The following is a 14,465-nucleotide window of genomic DNA, read 5'->3' as shown; positions in this document are numbered from 1 at the left end:
CGAATCCGCCAGCCGGGGCGCCGATATTGAACCAACCACTCCAACTCATCTGATTTATGCTCCATTCTGGTTTCTTTGGGTTGGCCAACGTGCCATGGTCTGCCTCGTCGAAGCCGTCTCTCGACCGTTCCCGCCGCACGCTGCCACTTCACGACCGGTAACAGCCACCGGATGCCTGCCCGGCCGCCGGTTGGGATCAGCAATCAGCTTTCGCATGTTTCGAACGTTAGGAACTCGTCCGACCAATGGCACGAGTAGCGGGCTACTCGATATCGCAGGGCTCTGCGTACTGGCGCCCGCTGGCGCCAGAATCCAATTCGTCTGGTCGTCAGTCCTGTCAGACGAATCGATGATGTGCACGGCACCCATCGGATGCCAGGTGGCCCAGCTTCTATCGGCGGCGTGGGCGTGGGCCCTCAGTCTTGGTGGTAACCCGCCATGTTGATCCGCCGACTTCCTCGCGATGCGCAGCCGCGAATCGGATGAAAGTGACAGGGGATGAGGCGCTGGGTGCTGGGATTGCCACCAGCGGGACGGCGGTCACGCCCATACATGCGTGGATATGACGCGGTCGGCACGCGTCGACCTGGTCGGACTCGGCGGATGCAGCGACCGCATCAGGTTGTGGTCCTCGTACTCGACGGGCGCTCCCGCTGGACGTCGAAGTGGCCAAGTGAAGACAGGGCTACAGGCCGGCCTCGGTCTCCGCGCAACGTTGCCGTATTGGCTGAGTTTCGGCAGTGTGGGGGGATGAGCGAAAACGCGAAGGTCACCGTTGAACGAACCATCGATGCGTCCGCGGCCGCGGTCTTCGACGTCATCTCCAATCCCGACCGCCACCCGGCACTCGACGGCTCGGGCTTCGTCCGCAGTGTTCATCACGCTGACCGGATACAGGCAGTGGGCGAGGTGTTCACGATGAACATGCAGGGCGACCACATGGGCGGGGAGTACAAGACCGACAACCACGTGTCCGGTTATGCGAAGGACAAGCTGCTCGCCTGGAAGACGGCACCCCAGGGCACCGAGCCTCCAGGATGGGAGTGGCTGTGGGAGTTCGAGTCTCAGGGACCGAATCAGACGTTGGTACGCCACACCTATGACTGGTCGAAGGTCACGGACAAGAAGCTTCTCGAGAAGGTGACGTTCCCGCTGGTCACCAAGGAACAACTGGACGACACACTGTCCCGGCTCGCCGCCGAGACCTCATCCTGACTCGGCGTCTCGTCAGGGGAGTGAATCCGAAGTGTCTCAACCGTTGTCGCGCCAGGTGAGCACCTCCTTGAGAGACGTGAGGTCGTAACCGTCTTTGGCGGTGAGTTCGGTCTGGAACAACGTGACTCCCGCCTCGCGGAAGGCATCGGCGCTGCCGGCGTTCTCCCAGAGCGTCGAACGTTCGATGTCGGCGCCGCTGCGGCCGAACGTCGCTGCCAGCTCGTCGACGCGGTCGCTGGACCTGCGGAAGGCGTCGAGGTCGGTGAACGCGTGCCAGATGTCGGCGTGCCGGGCGACGGCGGGCAGCGAGCGCTTGGGCCCGGTCCCGCCGATGAGGATCGGTAGCTTGCGCACGGGCGGCGGAATCAGTGCGGCGAGCCGGTTCTCGATGCGGATCAGGCTTTCGTCGAACAAGTCGAAGCGAGAGCCGAAGGTGCCGAAGTCGTAACCGTAGGTGGTGTAATCCTTTTCGTACCAGCCCGCGCCCAAGCCGAGAATGAGCCGGCCGCCGCTGATGTGGTCGACGGTGCGCGCCATGTCAGCGAGCAGATCCGCGTTGCGGTAGCCGACGCCGGTGACGAGGAGCCCGATCTCGGCGTGTGAGGTGATCTCGCCCCACGACGCGAGCGCGGTCCAGCCCTCGAAGTTGGCGACGTCGGGCTGCTCTGCTGTCAGAACGGGCTTGCCGTCAACGATGCCCTCCATTGCCGGGTAGTGGAAGTGGTCGTAGCCGAAGATCACGTCGGCGCCGAGGTCGTCGGCGGCCAGGACGGCGTCGCGCCATGTGCGGTAGTCGGGCGTGCCGCCCGGCTGGATCTGCACGGCGACGCGGACGGGACGGGTCATGGATGCTCCTGAGTCGGGGGAGAGGCGACTCTTGAGCCAAGTTCAGCGGGTCCGGGTTTATTCCGGATCGGCGCGTCGACGCCGACGCTCATTCCAGGATTGCCCGCGCTGCGCGTTCCGCGATCAGCATGACCGGCGCATTGGTGTTGCCCGAAGTGATGGTGGGCATCGCCGACGCATCAACCACTCGAAGGCCGGCGACACGGTACACGCGGCAATCGGTGTCGAGCACCGTGGCGGCCGAACGTGGCCGCCCGTGTGGATCGAACGCCCCCATCGCGCAGGTGCCCACCGGATGAAAGATGGTCGTCCCCAGCTCACGGGCCGCTTGCTCCAGGTCTTCGTCGCTCTCTCGTTGGGGGCCAGGAAGCACTTCTTCCGGGCGGTAGCGGGCCAGAGATTGCGCCGCCATGATTTGCCGGGTCATCCGGAGGCCGAGTACGGCAATCCGACGATCGGCGTCGGTCGACAGGTAGTTACAGGAGATGCGCGGGGACGTCAGCGGATCTGCGCCGGCTATCCGCACATGTCCTCGAGAGGTGGGGCGCAGGTTGCACACCGACGGAGTGATCGCCCCGAAGGGATGCAGGGGTTCGCCGAACTTGGCCAACGACAACGGCTGCACATGCCACTCCAGATCGGGACTGGCCAGTGCGGGATCGCTCTTGGCGAAGGCTCCCAACGTGGAGGGCGGCATGGTCAGGGGTCCTGAGCGCAGCAACAGGTACTGAATTCCCATGCCCGCCCGGGTGACCCAATTCCGATAGAGCGTGTTGACAGTCCGGGCGCCCCGCACCCGGTAGACCGTTCGCAGCTGCAGATGGTCCTGGAGGTTTTCGCCCACCCCGGGTAGATCAACGGTGACCGGCACCTGGTGTTGGGTGAGCAGCCCGGCCGGTCCTAGCCCCGAGGCCTGCATGAGCTGCGGCGACCCAATCGCTCCGGCGCTCAGGATCACCTCCCGGCGGGCCTGAACGTCGATGATCTGGCCGTCTCTGCGCAGCCGTACACCGGTGACGCGGTGCCGAGCCGTGGTCCACGCGCCGCGCCGCTGACCTTCGTGGACCTGGCCGTCCATCAGCAGGTGCAGGGCCTGGGCGTGGGTGTAGATGGTCAGATTCGGTCGTTGCGCGACGGGGTGCAGGAAGGAATCGGCCATCGACCAGCGGCGGCCGCGCCGTTGGTTGACGTGAAAGTACGCACTGCCGTCGTTGCTTCCGCGATTGAATTCGTCGATCGGATCAATGCCCAGTTCGGCAGCGGCGGCCTGCCAGGCGTCCAGGATCTTCCAGCGCACACGTGGCCGCTCGACAGCGATCTCACCACCGGCGCCGTGCCACTCGTTGGCGCCGCCGAAGTAGTCTTCCAACTCCTTGTAGATCGCCAGGGTCTCGCCACCGGACCCGTCGGTGCCGCCCCACCGCCACCGCTCGTCGCCGGTGGCCTGGGCCCACAGCTCGTAATCGGAGGCCTGGCCGCGCATGTGGATCATCGCGTTGATCGACGAGCTGCCGCCGATCACCCGGCCGCGCGCGTAGTGAATGCTGCGGCCGGCCAGTCCGGGGTCGGGCTCGGTTGTGAAACACCAGTCGGTGCGTGGGTTGGCAATGGTGTACAGGTAGCCCACCGGGACCTTGATCCAGAACCAGTCGTCTTTGCCGCCGGCCTCGATCAAGAGCACACGGTGGTCAGGATTGGCGCTGAGCCGGTTGGCGAGCAGGCAGCCCGCACTGCCTGCTCCCACGATGACGAAGTCGAATTCGGCGGCGGGGCTCGACTCCGGCGCGGTCAGTCTTTTTCCTCGTCGCGGCGGCGCGCGGCCTCAATCACCTCGGGCGAGGCTGGTTTCTGCAACCAGGCCCGTATCCGCAACAAGCCACCGGCGACGGTGCCGACGGCCAGGACCGCAACGAAGATCCAGAGCGCAGTGGACATACAGCCAGTGTCCTCCAGCGCCCAAACTGTTCGGGCCGATATCCGTGACAGGACCCGCAGCGAGATGAGCGTCCATTGCGCCAACGCTATTGATCAGCACCTCGGGCCCAGTTCACTGAAACGGCTCGGGCGTGAAGGTGACGTCGACACCGCCCACCGCCATCGTCACCTGGTCTTCCATCACCATCACCTGCGCCGAGACCCGTCGATCGATGCTCTGAGCCAGTTGCTGCACCGGCCCGTGCGGTATCTGCACCACCGACAGGTTCGACAGCTTCGCCACCTTGGGTCCCACGGTGCGCCACCAGGTGGCCACGCCGGCGGCGAACGGGAACAGCAGCACCTGGTCAGCCTGGCTGGCCGCCTTGCCCAAGGTGCGTTCATCGGGCTGGCCAACGTTGATCCACTCCAGGATCCGGCCCGTGTAGTCCGCAAGCCGCAAGTCCGGTACACCAGGGGTGGACAGGCCCGCCCCGAACGCCAACTCACCGTCGACGTCGCTGAGCCGGTGTGCGCGCAACCCAAACGCCAACAACCGCACCACCATCCGCTCATCGGTCTCACTGGGATGACGGGCTACGGTCAGAGTGTGATCGGCGTAGTAACCGTGATCGACATCGGAGACGCCGAGTTCGATTTTGAACACTGTTGCAGAAAGAGCCACGTCATAGTGTCCACCCTGGTGGTGTTCCCCCAATAGTCAGGCCGGCTTCCGAAAACCCGCCCAACGCCAGGTTGGGCCTCCAAGGCCTACGCGCATCCCGCTACGGCACAGTCGCGTAGATTCTTTGAGAACAGTCCGAGCATTCAACGAAGGCCAACATGTCCGAGGACCAGAACACAGACGTTCCACCGAATCACCTCTCCATCGATCCGCGCAGCGCCTTCTACAACGAAGAGGTCCTTCGCCGCGATGTGGGTATCCGCTTCAATGGCGCCGAGAAAACCAATGTGCACGAGTACAACGTGGCCGAGGGTTGGGTGCGTGTCGAAGTCCCTACCGCGAAGGATCGCCACGGAAATTCGATGGTCGTCAAGATCAGTGGGACGGTTGAACCCTATTTCCGCTCAGCGGAATAGCGGACGCCTGGTCCACCTCGGTGGTACCGACGGCGAAGCCTTGAACTCCCTTCGAATCCCGCGTACGATCTGAAACTGAACACGGTTCATAATTCGATTGATTGAGCACGTTGGTCACAAATGCTGGCCACTCGAACTCCGGGGAGTGCAATGCCATCGGTGCCTGCCGGTCTCGCTCTATCACTAATCGCCAGTCTGTCCTCGGCCATGCTGTGCGCGTCCACGGCTCAGGCGGCACCGGCCGACTTCCCCGACCTCGATTCCTACCCCGCGGTCGATCCCGCGGTTTACGAGGTGTCCGCGCCGCGCGCGAGCGCGTCGGGGTGGGCGTTCAAAACCCCAGGGGGCCTGCGCTGTGCGAACAGCCAAATCCTCGTCCTCGGCGTCTCATGCCAAGGTCCCGCACCGGACGCTCGCCCTGTCGACATCATCGCGGGAGTGACGTTGACGAAGCCGGGCTACGTGATTGACACCGACGGCGAAATCGGTGACGCGCCTGTATCGCTTCTGCCCGTCGGTTCGAAGTTCGCCGCCGGCAATGGCGTGGTGTGCGCAACGCTCGACAACATGACGCTCGCATGTCAGGCCGCCAAGCCGGATTCGTGGCCCGCTGACATTCCCGATCCGCCAGGCCTCCATTACGGAGAGCACGGATTCGTCGTCGGCCCGACCGGCAATCGCACCTACTGACACAACAGCCGCGACGCTATGTCCGCTGGAGGGTCGAAATAGGGGTCGTCGCGAAGAGCACGAGTATGAGCCGTTCGACGTCTTGCGCGGTGTCGATCTCACGGACTCCGACTCCGAGCGAGTCCGTCGAAGTCGAGCTCTAGGATCCGATCGGGGTGTGCGCTGCCGCGTCTCCGCTCGAGACCGAGGTCGACGAACACCTCGTCGTCTTCACTACCGGGTTGCGTCCGCAGCGTCCAGGGGTGTCGGCACTGTTCTCCACGCCAGCGACGACACGGGCCACTGTGTCGATGATGACCAATGCGGCGTCGTGATATTCGGGCAGACCGTTCCGTCCCCACATCTGAACGATTTTGCTCAGTGACGGGGGAGAGCGGTGGCACCACGGGTTTGTCCACGCTGTCGCGTTTCGCGGCTCGCTGTTCCTTTAGGTGACATGTCTCGGAATAACGTGTCATGTCACGTAGTTGTCGGATGTGAAACGCAACAGGCGTTTTCGACAACAGGAGGACGAGATGGCTCAGCTCGAAGGAAAAACAGCACTGATCACCGGCGGCACATCCGGCATCGGCTATGCGACGGCGCGCGCCTTCGCAGACGAGGGCGCCAAGGTGTTCATCACCGGGCGTACCCAACAGCGCGTCGACGCCGCCGCAGCGTCACTGGGTTCCGGTGTCGTCGGTGTTGGCAGCGATGTCACCAGCACCGAGGATCTGGACCGACTTGTCGGGGTCATCCGCGACGCAGGTGCCGGTCTCGACATCGTCTTCACCAACGCCGGCAGTGGCGAGTTCGCCACGCTGGAGGACGAGACACCCGAACACCTCATCGACACGTTCAACCGCAACGTGGGCGGGACGGTGTTCACCGTGCAGAAGACGCTGCCGCTACTCAATCCCGGTGCCTCGATCATTCTGTCCGGCTCCACCGCGGCCACCAGGGGTACCCCGGCATTCGGCGCCTACGCCGCGGCAAAGGCTGCTATCCGGTCCTTCGGCCGTACCTGGGCCACCGAGTTGGGCGAGCGTGGCTTCCGGGTCAACACGGTCGTACCCGGTCCCATCCTGACCGAGGGACTCACCGAACTGGTGCCTGACAAAGACCAGCGGCAGGTGTTCTTCGACGGTCTGGCGACGAACCCGATGAAGCGGATAGGTGAACCTGCCGAACTGGCCGCCGTGGTGGTGTTCCTCGGCTCCGATGCGAGCAGCTTCATGACAGGTGCGGAGATCTTCGTCGACGGGGGCATGAACCAGGTTTAGCTGGTCTATCTGAGGTCGGGACGCGGCAAGGTGCGCCCTCGCGCAACAGACCCTCGTGTACAACGGCGAGGAGCCTCTGGGCACTCGACTTGATTGACACCTCTGGGGCGATCGAGGAAGCCATCGCCGCCAGTAGTCGTCGGTATTGCGACTCTCATTCCGTTGCACACGAGCAGCATTCCTAACAGTTGACATAATGTGGCTTATCGGCAAAACGGCTAGCTGGGGCGATAGACGATCCGCACTCGTCAACATTTGTTGACGCGCATGTCCGATCCAGAACTAGTTGAGAGTAATCCGGGAAAACCCGAGAGCTGTCCGACTTCTCGCCCTGCGTTCCAGAACTATCTGACAGTGCCACCCGCCCAGGTCCCCGCCCATGCACCTGCGGATGTTCGGCCGGCGAACACACGACGCTGGGCCTGAATCCGCGACTACCTGACAGCGCCGGACCGGACGATTGACGGTCCAGAAATACCTGACACCGGCGGACACCCGTGGCCTCGCAACCCCTACGGCCCCGAGCCCGATTCGTCACTGTGACGTTACCGCCGTGGTGCGGCGCCTCCCGGGGCGCGGATGTACCGGCAGATGCTTGAAGATATCGCCGAAAGCCCTTGGGATCGTGACGAATCACAGCGTGTCCACGCGCTTTATCTACTCGACAACCTGCCGGTTGCCGAGCGGGCAACGATGGGCCGCCGGCTCCTAACCCATCTAGGACGAGCTCCACAGATGCAGGCGGGCAGCAGCCGCTGGGATTCTCGACGTTACCTGCTCGGAAATGCGTACCTGCATCTGGCGTATACGGTGTGCAACCAGTTCACCGACCTTCACAGAGAAGCGTTCAGCCGGTGGGTCATGCTCCGCCATCATGAGTGGACTAAAGAACTTATGCCCGGCATACGTGACGAAGCGACGACAGTAGCAGTCATGCTGACGCCGCGGCACGACCGGAAACGCCCCTGGGACACGACTGTTTTCGGCGCATTCGGCGATCTTGCGCTGGAACCTGACGACTTGGCAGCGATGCAACGCCTGTGGAACAACCCGCAGAATGCAGTAGCAGACGTGAACGCGCCGTAGCGCGATTGGGGACTTGATGGGTCGCGCACCCGGGTCGGGCGCTGACTTAGCGTGCGTGACAGAACCTCTGCAGCAGAGCAGCCAGGATCTGGTCGTCGTCGAGTCCGTGGTCTTCACTGAGCACAGAAGCTGACGCGGTTCGGATGGCGTCGAGGGGCAGCCACGCGGGGATTTGACTGTAGACGCGATCGAACCGAAAGGGTCGGTACGTTTGGCGGTCGAGTTGTTCGACCCAGCCTGCGCAGGACACAACCAGCGGCTCCAGAATGTCGGGGTTGGTGTGCAGGGCATGCGCCAGGCGTTCGCGCACTTCGTCTGATGAGGTCAAAGCGGCAAAGGTGTACATCATTGATTGACCGTTGATGCCGTTGCCGGCCCACGACGCCGCACAAGACCAGTCGGTGTCTGACGACAGGCGCTGGAGCTGTTCACGTGCAGCGTTGGCGTGGGCGTGCTGTCCGTCGGAGTCATCGGTGCGAACAGCCGCCGCCAGCAGGGCCGTCGCGGCGCAGGTCGGGAGCTGCTGTCGGTCACGCTCGACCAACTCGAGCAGGTCATCCTCGCTGGCATTACCCGCCACGGCAACGGCAAGGTGGGCTGTCGTGTCCAGGCCGTATGGGAGCAAATGCGCGGTCGGTGGAATGGTCGCCGCGTACTCGGTGGCCTCAGCAACACGCTCGCGTAGCGCCGGGACGTAGGGGCGATGGCTGACACGGACGAATGGCCGGGCTTCGTCGAGAAGCTGTTGATGTTCGGCAAACGGGTCCGCAATGTCTTTCTCGCCGACGACCATTGGCGGTTCGGGCACATCGACATGTTCGCCACGCGAGGCCCGAACCAGGTCGTCAACAGCCCGCTGAAGGTCGGTCACTGCGGTGTCGAATACGCCGTCCGCATCCGGGTCGGCGCGTGTTGTCCAGACCGAAGCCCCCTCAACCACCCGAGTGATCGCACGATCTAGTGTCTCGCACCACGGCGCCACCTGAGGCCGCGTCGTGAGGACCGCGGCGAGTTCGGTCCGCGCAGCCTCGGACGATGGCCGCACCTCATCGAGTGCCGCAGTCAAAGCCTTCTGAATGCCCTGTTGTAGCGGGCGAACCTGAAATTCCGAGGGTTCAAGGTACACAGGGTCACCGTTATCGTCCCACGCGGTGAAGGACCTCTTGGTCTGTTCGTTCAGCTGCTGCCATCGGCGTGACCACGATCGAGGGCCACTGCGAGTCCGCTCCGCGACGAGCCGTAGCGCCTCGACCCGCCGCACCAACTCAACTGTTGCAGGCGCGTGCAGGACCTCGAACGTCTCCGACGCGACGAGAACCTCGGTCACCTCCTCGTCGCTGATCAGCCAGTTGCGTTGGATATCGTCGTACTCGGCGATCTGCGCCGCCTTCCATTCGCGAAGCATCTCCGCCGGGAAAACGTCCGGGGTCTCATCGATCTCGTAAGAATGCTCGATACACAACAGGATCAGATTGGCACTGGCCCGGTTCTCCTCCGGAAGCATGTCGATCCACCGTGGCCCGCCCTCTCGCCGCGCGTGGATGTGGGCTACCCGGCTGTTCAACACCCGATTACCCGTCTCGTTGTTGAGCTTGTATAGCGGCCGCTGGCACTGCGGATGCGCACAACGAAACGCCGACCCATAGAGCTGACGGACTGTTGCCGCTGTGGGCGGCGGGTATGCGGTGTCCGTCTTGCTCGCCATGCTGCCAATTGTCGTCCAGAGGGTGGCTCAACCCAGGCAGGCGCGGCGCGCCACCTCCTTAGATTCGTGCCTAGAGGCCATCGCTCCGTGAGAATGAGGTGTGATCCGAGATCTTCACGTCGCGGGTGTCCCCGGCGCCCCATCCCTCGGCGAGTTACGTTGCCTACAGACGGCTGTTCGGCTGCAACTGCGGCTCGAGTTCCTGGTCCGAATTGGTCGACGATCACGAACGGTGATGTCCCGGCCCTGTGCACCGCTGTTGGTTCGTTCCAACGACCGCCATCAGGTACGCGGCTGCTGACATGGCCAAGAGAAAACCGCAGACGCCGTTGCAACTTCGTGGCCAGCTGATGCTGCAGGTTTCCGCTGGCCGCTACTTTCGGCCCGACATAGAAATCCGGGAACGCCCCCACCGGCGCACGGTGTACACCAATGCGTGGCTGCTCGATCCCACGTCCGTCGGCCTGCCAGTCGGCACCATTACCGGTTCAACCGAGTTCGCCGCCGTCTCGACGGTGATGATCGAAGCGATGGATCGGCTCGAAACGCAGAAATTTGATGGCAGCGCCTCAATGCTCGTCGCGACAGGCGGCGATGAACTCATCGATGATGTCGCCTATGTGACGTCGTTTGTGCTGAATCGCACCTTCAGCCGCAACGATGATCAAGTTCATCGCCTGGTCGTAGCCGACGGCTCGGCTCGTCGCCGTCATAGCGCGGCCAGTATGTTTCCCGGATTGTTCGACGGTGCGCAGGTCGTTCACGCGACCGAATGGGACGCCGTCCAAGCGTTCATGACCGATCTGGTCGCGCTCGGACGCGAGGATTTCGCGCGCTCCATGCGAGTTATCCGCACCACTGTGGACGCGACGCGACGAGCCATCGATGACCCGACTGGCGCCTACACCGATATCGTCGCGGCATTGGAATCACTTGGCGACGATCACCTAACCAGCCCGACGACATGGGATCGCTACGACTCAGCCAAACGTAAGATCATCGATTCCGCGCTGAGCGACCTCGACTCCGCCGACGCCGCGCGAGTGCGAAATGCAATCTTGGAGGCAGACCGGGCGGGTCTCAAACGACGGTTCGTCGCGTCCACCCTCGCCCGAATCTCCCCCGCCTATTACCGGGCAGAGGCCGGCAACGCAGTCCGGCCGCCGCGGGCAGCCGACCTTGAGCGAATGTTGGGTATCGCGTACGACATCCGCTCTCGGCGAAGCCATGTCCTGCAAGACCTGGGCGCCGAAGCCTGGATTTTCGCCGACGGTGCAGAGACGACGTTTGAAGTCAAGTTCGACCGCATCCTCACCCTGGCCGGTTTGTGGAGATTGACCCGTCACGTCGTGATGCGTTTCGTTGCCGATGCCCCCAAGACCCAGCCCGAACCCTGGGACTATTGGGGCGCGTTGCCGGGACAAGTTCAGTTGCAGCTTGCACCCCAGTACTGGATCGGCAACGCAGAAGCATTCGATGCCTGGAGCGCAGCGCGGTGGTTTAACGGTGCCGTCGAGGCCCTGTTGTCGTGGCGGTCGGGCGAGAGCAACGACGGCTTTAACCTCACCGCCGTCGTCGACAAGATCGAGCACATAGTGCCACGGCTACCAGACGGCGACGCAAAGACCACGATGGTGGCCCTGCACGTGCTCTGGCATGACTCGCTGCGCCCGCAAGACCGCAGCACGATCGCAGCCGAGTTCACCGAGAAGTACGGGTCTTGCCTCGACTTGCCTACGCCAATGGCCTTCACTGTCGGCATTCTCTGCGACCGAGGCATTCCGGTTTGGACTGCTGACCAGTGGTCCGAACTGGCCTCGAGCCGCCACGCCGCGCGGCGCACGGGGAAGGAAGACCCACTTCCGGCGACCATCGACGCGCTGCTACAGCTGGAGGCCGCCGATCAACTGGAAGCTGCTGGCCGCCATGAGGAGGCGGTCGCATTGGCCGCTAACGCCGTCGAAGAGTCGCCAGGTAATGCGGCCGTCATCGCGTGGGAACAGCGATTGCTGTCCGACGACCACGACCCCGACTTCGACGCGCACCAATTCCTTTACGGCAGAACTTCTAACGCTAACTCGGGCGATGAGACCACGGCGGAATCGGGAGCCGTCAGTGACGGGCCAAACGCTGACTAATAGCTATCGCGTCGCGCAGGACCAAGACAAGTCCCAGTTGGCCATATCGCTCAAGGCTGGTTGCGTCGTCTATCGGACCATGGTGAGTCAGCGGGATCGCGCGGAGGCAATACGCGTCCATTCGGTTGCACGCCGTCCACCTGTGCCTCTTGCTGCGGTCGACTGCGCTTATCGGTTGGTACTCGCTAATTGGCAGACGGAAGCCTGCGCGGTACCTCGCTCAGCGCTTGATCACCAGATGCCGCTGACACGAGCGATCGTATCGTCGGTGGTCCGGACACCAAGTGAGATGCGGGCCTCGGTTTACTCCGGGCGAACGATCAAGATCGTCGTTCCATGAAGCCTCTGACACTGGCCGCCACCTTTTGCCGCTGGCTGCTCGCACCGGGCAGCCAGCGCTGCCACGCCCTGCTTGGCCAGCTGCACGAAGCCTACGCATCACCTTCAACACCGACGGGTGCCGCCAATTCGACCAGCCAGACGAGGAGGGATGTGCAGACATCTCGCGCGGCTGTTTCAACGTGTCGAGCCCCCGCTGCTAAGCAGGCCCCGCCAGGCGGCACGGCGAACGTTCCGGCTACTGCCAGCATGGGAGGTACATGAGGTTGGTATTGGCCAATGGCGGCAGGCCGTCATCGAGCTTGCGTAACCGGCCGTAAAGGTCTCGCATGGATTCTTTGGTGGGCAGGTGTTCGCCACCGGCGGCGCGTTCGAGAACCGTGGTGGTGTGGATCATGTGGATGCTGCCTACGGCCCGGCCGCTGACCTGGAGGCGTTGCAAACGACGAGCTTCAGTCGTGGCGAGCTGGCAGCCGAAGCCTTCATCGATCAGGACGGTGACGTGTTCTCCGGTCTCGGCGGCCACGGCGGCGTGGGCGAGGACCATGATCTCGCCGAGGTCTTTCCCGGTCCGGGCGCGTTGGGCGAGCGGGACGCCGCTGATACGGTAGACGGCCGCGGACAGTTGAGCGGTCACGTCGTCGCAGAGCACTCTCATCAGATGTTCGGGAAGCTTTTTCCATACGCGTTCGGCAGGCGCAAAGCGCTGATCTTGGCGGGCTTTGCGCAGGATCTCTGTTTCGACTGCTTCGGGGACGCTCAGAGGCCCGACGGTAGCAAAGAGCAGACGTTCCTTGTTTACGGAGAGGAAGTTGAGGCCGGGTCCGGCGTCCATGATGGGGCGCGGGTTCATACGGTAGGCATGCCGTCGTCGTCCAGGTCGCTGAGGTCGACGGTCACTGGGGGCAGGTCGGCTGCGGTCATCCAAGGCGGTTGGTGTTCGATGGGGACGACTCCGGCTTCAGTGAGTTCTTCGTCCACCTCTTCGACGCTGACTCCCCGCAATGTGGCCAAAGTCTGTGCCGATACGACTCCTTCGCGGTAACCGGCCACGGCGCGGGCAAGCAGGCGCTGAGGGGAACGCGTGCGATTGGCGTCGTTTTGCAGCGATCGATACTGGTCCGTCCAGCCGTAGCGGGTCGCCAGTTGAGGCGTCGAAAGCTGCATCCAGTGGTCTTTGGTGATGGCGTCGATGTAGTCCCAGTGGTACAGGGCGATAGCGGCAAGAGCCGGGGACACGAGGAACCACTGCACCACGGCGGAAAGGTCAGCCTCGGCTACGTCACGGGAGTGCGAAAGGAACACTTTGAGGCCCTCGCCGGGAATCAGCAGGTGTCGGGCGAAGGCGTCGGCCCGGACCTCTGCTGGGGAACGGCGGTCGAGGTCTTCGGCGCCGGTCCAGTCGCTGAAGAGGACGTGGGCCAGTTCGTGGGCCAGCGTGCTGCGCTGCCGCATGGGGTTGCAGCTGCGCGCCACGGCGATGAAGACAGCCTGACGAGTGGGGTCGCGCATGGTCAGACCGTGTTCGTCCGGGCCTGCTTCGAGTACGGCGACGTCGTGGCCGGTGGTCCTCTCGATGAGTGCTACTAGGTCACCGAGGGGTTGAATTCCCAGGTGATGGTCGCTGCGGAAACTCGCGGCCGCGGCCGCGGCCTCATGCTCAGCTGACATTGCTCGACCAGGCTGTCATCTAGCGGCGGGGATTGCCTGATCGTCCAGGTAAGCGTCGAGCTCAATGAAGTGCAGCAGTCGCTGACGCATCTTTTCCATAGCCGATCCGTTCGTTGATCGCGCCGCGCACTGCACCCGATCGGCGACAGCCGTCCCGGTCAGCTGCGCCACGGTGCAGCCAAGAGCATCAGCGATCTGGATGATCTCGGTCATTTTCGCCGGCCGTCTGCCGGAAAGGATGCGGCACAAAGTCGATTGCGAAATCCCCGTGCGATCTTCAAGTGCCCGTTGGGACAGGTGAGCTGCTTCGCGGGCGCTCTCGATCGCCGCGGCCATCTGTGTCGCTGTCATGGAAACACCTCCTGAATCAGATTCCTAAATATGATTCAAGTGTAGCTTGCCGTCCCGACGAGTTGCCGAGAACGGCGACGCCCATCGGACCCGATCGTGCTTAGTCTGTCGGATGCTGCCCGGCGCGATGCGCGGATGGATGTACTG

General features: G+C 63.4%; 14 protein-coding genes. 6 read left to right on the top strand and 8 right to left on the bottom strand.

The annotated features are described in order from the left end of the window. The first annotated feature begins 750 nt into the window (after positions 1-750). Positions 751-1,215, top strand: coding sequence for an SRPBCC family protein (locus tag Q2100_RS08455; protein WP_302913653.1), 465 nt, complete (start codon positions 751-753; stop codon positions 1,213-1,215). Positions 1,216-1,251: 36 nt separating this feature from the next. On the opposite strand, the gene Q2100_RS08450 is transcribed toward Q2100_RS08455, so the two are convergent. From Q2100_RS08450 to Q2100_RS08435, 4 genes are all read right to left on the bottom strand, one after another. Then, the gene (locus tag Q2100_RS08450) at positions 1,252-2,061 is read right to left on the bottom strand and encodes an LLM class F420-dependent oxidoreductase (protein ID WP_302913652.1); all 810 of its coding nucleotides are present in this window, start codon (positions 2,059-2,061) and stop codon (positions 1,252-1,254) included. An 88-nt stretch (positions 2,062-2,149) separates the two neighbouring features. Beyond that, the gene (locus tag Q2100_RS08445; protein WP_302913656.1) at positions 2,150-3,853 is read right to left on the bottom strand and encodes a GMC family oxidoreductase; all 1,704 of its coding nucleotides are present in this window, start codon (positions 3,851-3,853) and stop codon (positions 2,150-2,152) included. Beyond that, positions 3,850-3,996, bottom strand: a complete 147-nt coding sequence (locus tag Q2100_RS08440) for a hypothetical protein (RefSeq protein ID WP_302913651.1) — start codon at positions 3,994-3,996, stop codon at positions 3,850-3,852. The genes Q2100_RS08445 and Q2100_RS08440 overlap by 4 nt, the downstream gene beginning before the upstream one ends. A 112-nt stretch (positions 3,997-4,108) precedes the next feature. Further along, positions 4,109-4,660 (bottom strand): YaeQ family protein, encoded by a 552-nt coding sequence (locus tag Q2100_RS08435; protein WP_302913655.1) that lies wholly within the window; start codon positions 4,658-4,660, stop codon positions 4,109-4,111. A gap of 158 nt (positions 4,661-4,818) precedes the next feature. Here Q2100_RS08435 and Q2100_RS08430 point away from each other — a divergent pair, with 158 nt between their 5' ends. From Q2100_RS08430 to Q2100_RS08415, 4 genes are all read left to right on the top strand, one after another. Beyond that, entirely contained in the window at positions 4,819-5,076 is a 258-nt protein-coding gene (locus Q2100_RS08430; protein ID WP_302913650.1) for a DUF3297 family protein, read from the top strand. A gap of 207 nt (positions 5,077-5,283) precedes the next feature. After that, a complete protein-coding gene (locus tag Q2100_RS08425; RefSeq protein ID WP_328518116.1) occupies positions 5,284-5,766 on the top strand; it encodes a hypothetical protein in 483 nt (160 codons plus the stop codon). A gap of 515 nt (positions 5,767-6,281) precedes the next feature. Next, positions 6,282-7,028, top strand: coding sequence for an SDR family oxidoreductase (locus tag Q2100_RS08420; protein ID WP_302913648.1), 747 nt, complete (start codon positions 6,282-6,284; stop codon positions 7,026-7,028). Positions 7,029-7,619: 591 nt separating this feature from the next. Continuing rightward, complete coding sequence (locus Q2100_RS08415) at positions 7,620-8,114, top strand: hypothetical protein (protein ID WP_302913647.1); 495 nt, start codon at positions 7,620-7,622, stop codon at positions 8,112-8,114. 46 nt (positions 8,115-8,160) lie between these two features. Here Q2100_RS08415 and Q2100_RS08410 read toward each other — a convergent pair whose 3' ends face one another. Continuing rightward, complete coding sequence (locus tag Q2100_RS08410; protein ID WP_302913646.1) at positions 8,161-9,819, bottom strand: hypothetical protein; 1,659 nt, start codon at positions 9,817-9,819, stop codon at positions 8,161-8,163. A gap of 302 nt (positions 9,820-10,121) precedes the next feature. Here Q2100_RS08410 and Q2100_RS08405 point away from each other — a divergent pair, with 302 nt between their 5' ends. Beyond that, positions 10,122-11,957, top strand: coding sequence for a hypothetical protein (locus tag Q2100_RS08405; RefSeq protein WP_302913645.1), 1,836 nt, complete (start codon positions 10,122-10,124; stop codon positions 11,955-11,957). A gap of 577 nt (positions 11,958-12,534) precedes the next feature. Here the strand turns inward: Q2100_RS08405 and Q2100_RS08400 are convergent. From Q2100_RS08400 to Q2100_RS08390, 3 genes are read right to left on the bottom strand one after another with little or no spacing between them, the layout of a single operon-like run. Next, positions 12,535-13,149, bottom strand: a complete 615-nt coding sequence (locus Q2100_RS08400; protein ID WP_302913644.1) for a PIN domain-containing protein — start codon at positions 13,147-13,149, stop codon at positions 12,535-12,537. Beyond that, positions 13,146-13,967, bottom strand: coding sequence for an ImmA/IrrE family metallo-endopeptidase (locus tag Q2100_RS08395; protein ID WP_302913643.1), 822 nt, complete (start codon positions 13,965-13,967; stop codon positions 13,146-13,148). Before Q2100_RS08395 ends, Q2100_RS08400 begins: the two co-directional genes overlap by 4 nt. A gap of 15 nt (positions 13,968-13,982) precedes the next feature. Then, positions 13,983-14,318 carry a helix-turn-helix domain-containing protein gene (locus Q2100_RS08390; RefSeq protein ID WP_302913642.1) on the bottom strand — a complete coding sequence of 112 codons (336 nt, stop codon included), beginning with the start codon at positions 14,316-14,318 and terminating at the stop codon, positions 13,983-13,985. Positions 14,319-14,465 lie beyond the last annotated feature (147 nt).

Source organism: Mycolicibacterium arseniciresistens (assembly GCF_030519285.1).
GTDB lineage: Bacteria > Actinomycetota > Actinomycetes > Mycobacteriales > Mycobacteriaceae > Mycobacterium > Mycobacterium arseniciresistens.
Note: the sequence above shows the minus strand (reverse complement) of the source record. Positions and strands in the feature narration are given on the sequence as shown.

Bases quoted from the DNA above. Each gene is read 5' to 3' on its own strand.
- Q2100_RS08390 (WP_302913642.1), bottom strand. From the start codon at position 14,318: ATGACAGCGACACAGATGGCCGCGGCGATCGAGAGCGCCCGCGAAGCA.
- Q2100_RS08450 (WP_302913652.1), bottom strand. From the start codon at position 2,061: ATGACCCGTCCCGTCCGCGTCGCCGTGCAGATCCAGCCGGGCGGCACG.
- Q2100_RS08430 (WP_302913650.1), top strand. From the start codon at position 4,819: ATGTCCGAGGACCAGAACACAGACGTTCCACCGAATCACCTCTCCATC.
- Q2100_RS08425 (WP_328518116.1), top strand. From the start codon at position 5,284: ATGCTGTGCGCGTCCACGGCTCAGGCGGCACCGGCCGACTTCCCCGAC.
- Q2100_RS08410 (WP_302913646.1), bottom strand. From the start codon at position 9,819: ATGGCGAGCAAGACGGACACCGCATACCCGCCGCCCACAGCGGCAACA.
- Q2100_RS08415 (WP_302913647.1), top strand. From the start codon at position 7,620: ATGCTTGAAGATATCGCCGAAAGCCCTTGGGATCGTGACGAATCACAG.
- Q2100_RS08455 (WP_302913653.1), top strand. From the start codon at position 751: ATGAGCGAAAACGCGAAGGTCACCGTTGAACGAACCATCGATGCGTCC.
- Q2100_RS08440 (WP_302913651.1), bottom strand. From the start codon at position 3,996: ATGTCCACTGCGCTCTGGATCTTCGTTGCGGTCCTGGCCGTCGGCACC.
- Q2100_RS08395 (WP_302913643.1), bottom strand. From the start codon at position 13,967: ATGTCAGCTGAGCATGAGGCCGCGGCCGCGGCCGCGAGTTTCCGCAGC.
- Q2100_RS08405 (WP_302913645.1), top strand. From the start codon at position 10,122: ATGGCCAAGAGAAAACCGCAGACGCCGTTGCAACTTCGTGGCCAGCTG.
- Q2100_RS08400 (WP_302913644.1), bottom strand. From the start codon at position 13,149: ATGAACCCGCGCCCCATCATGGACGCCGGACCCGGCCTCAACTTCCTC.
- Q2100_RS08420 (WP_302913648.1), top strand. From the start codon at position 6,282: ATGGCTCAGCTCGAAGGAAAAACAGCACTGATCACCGGCGGCACATCC.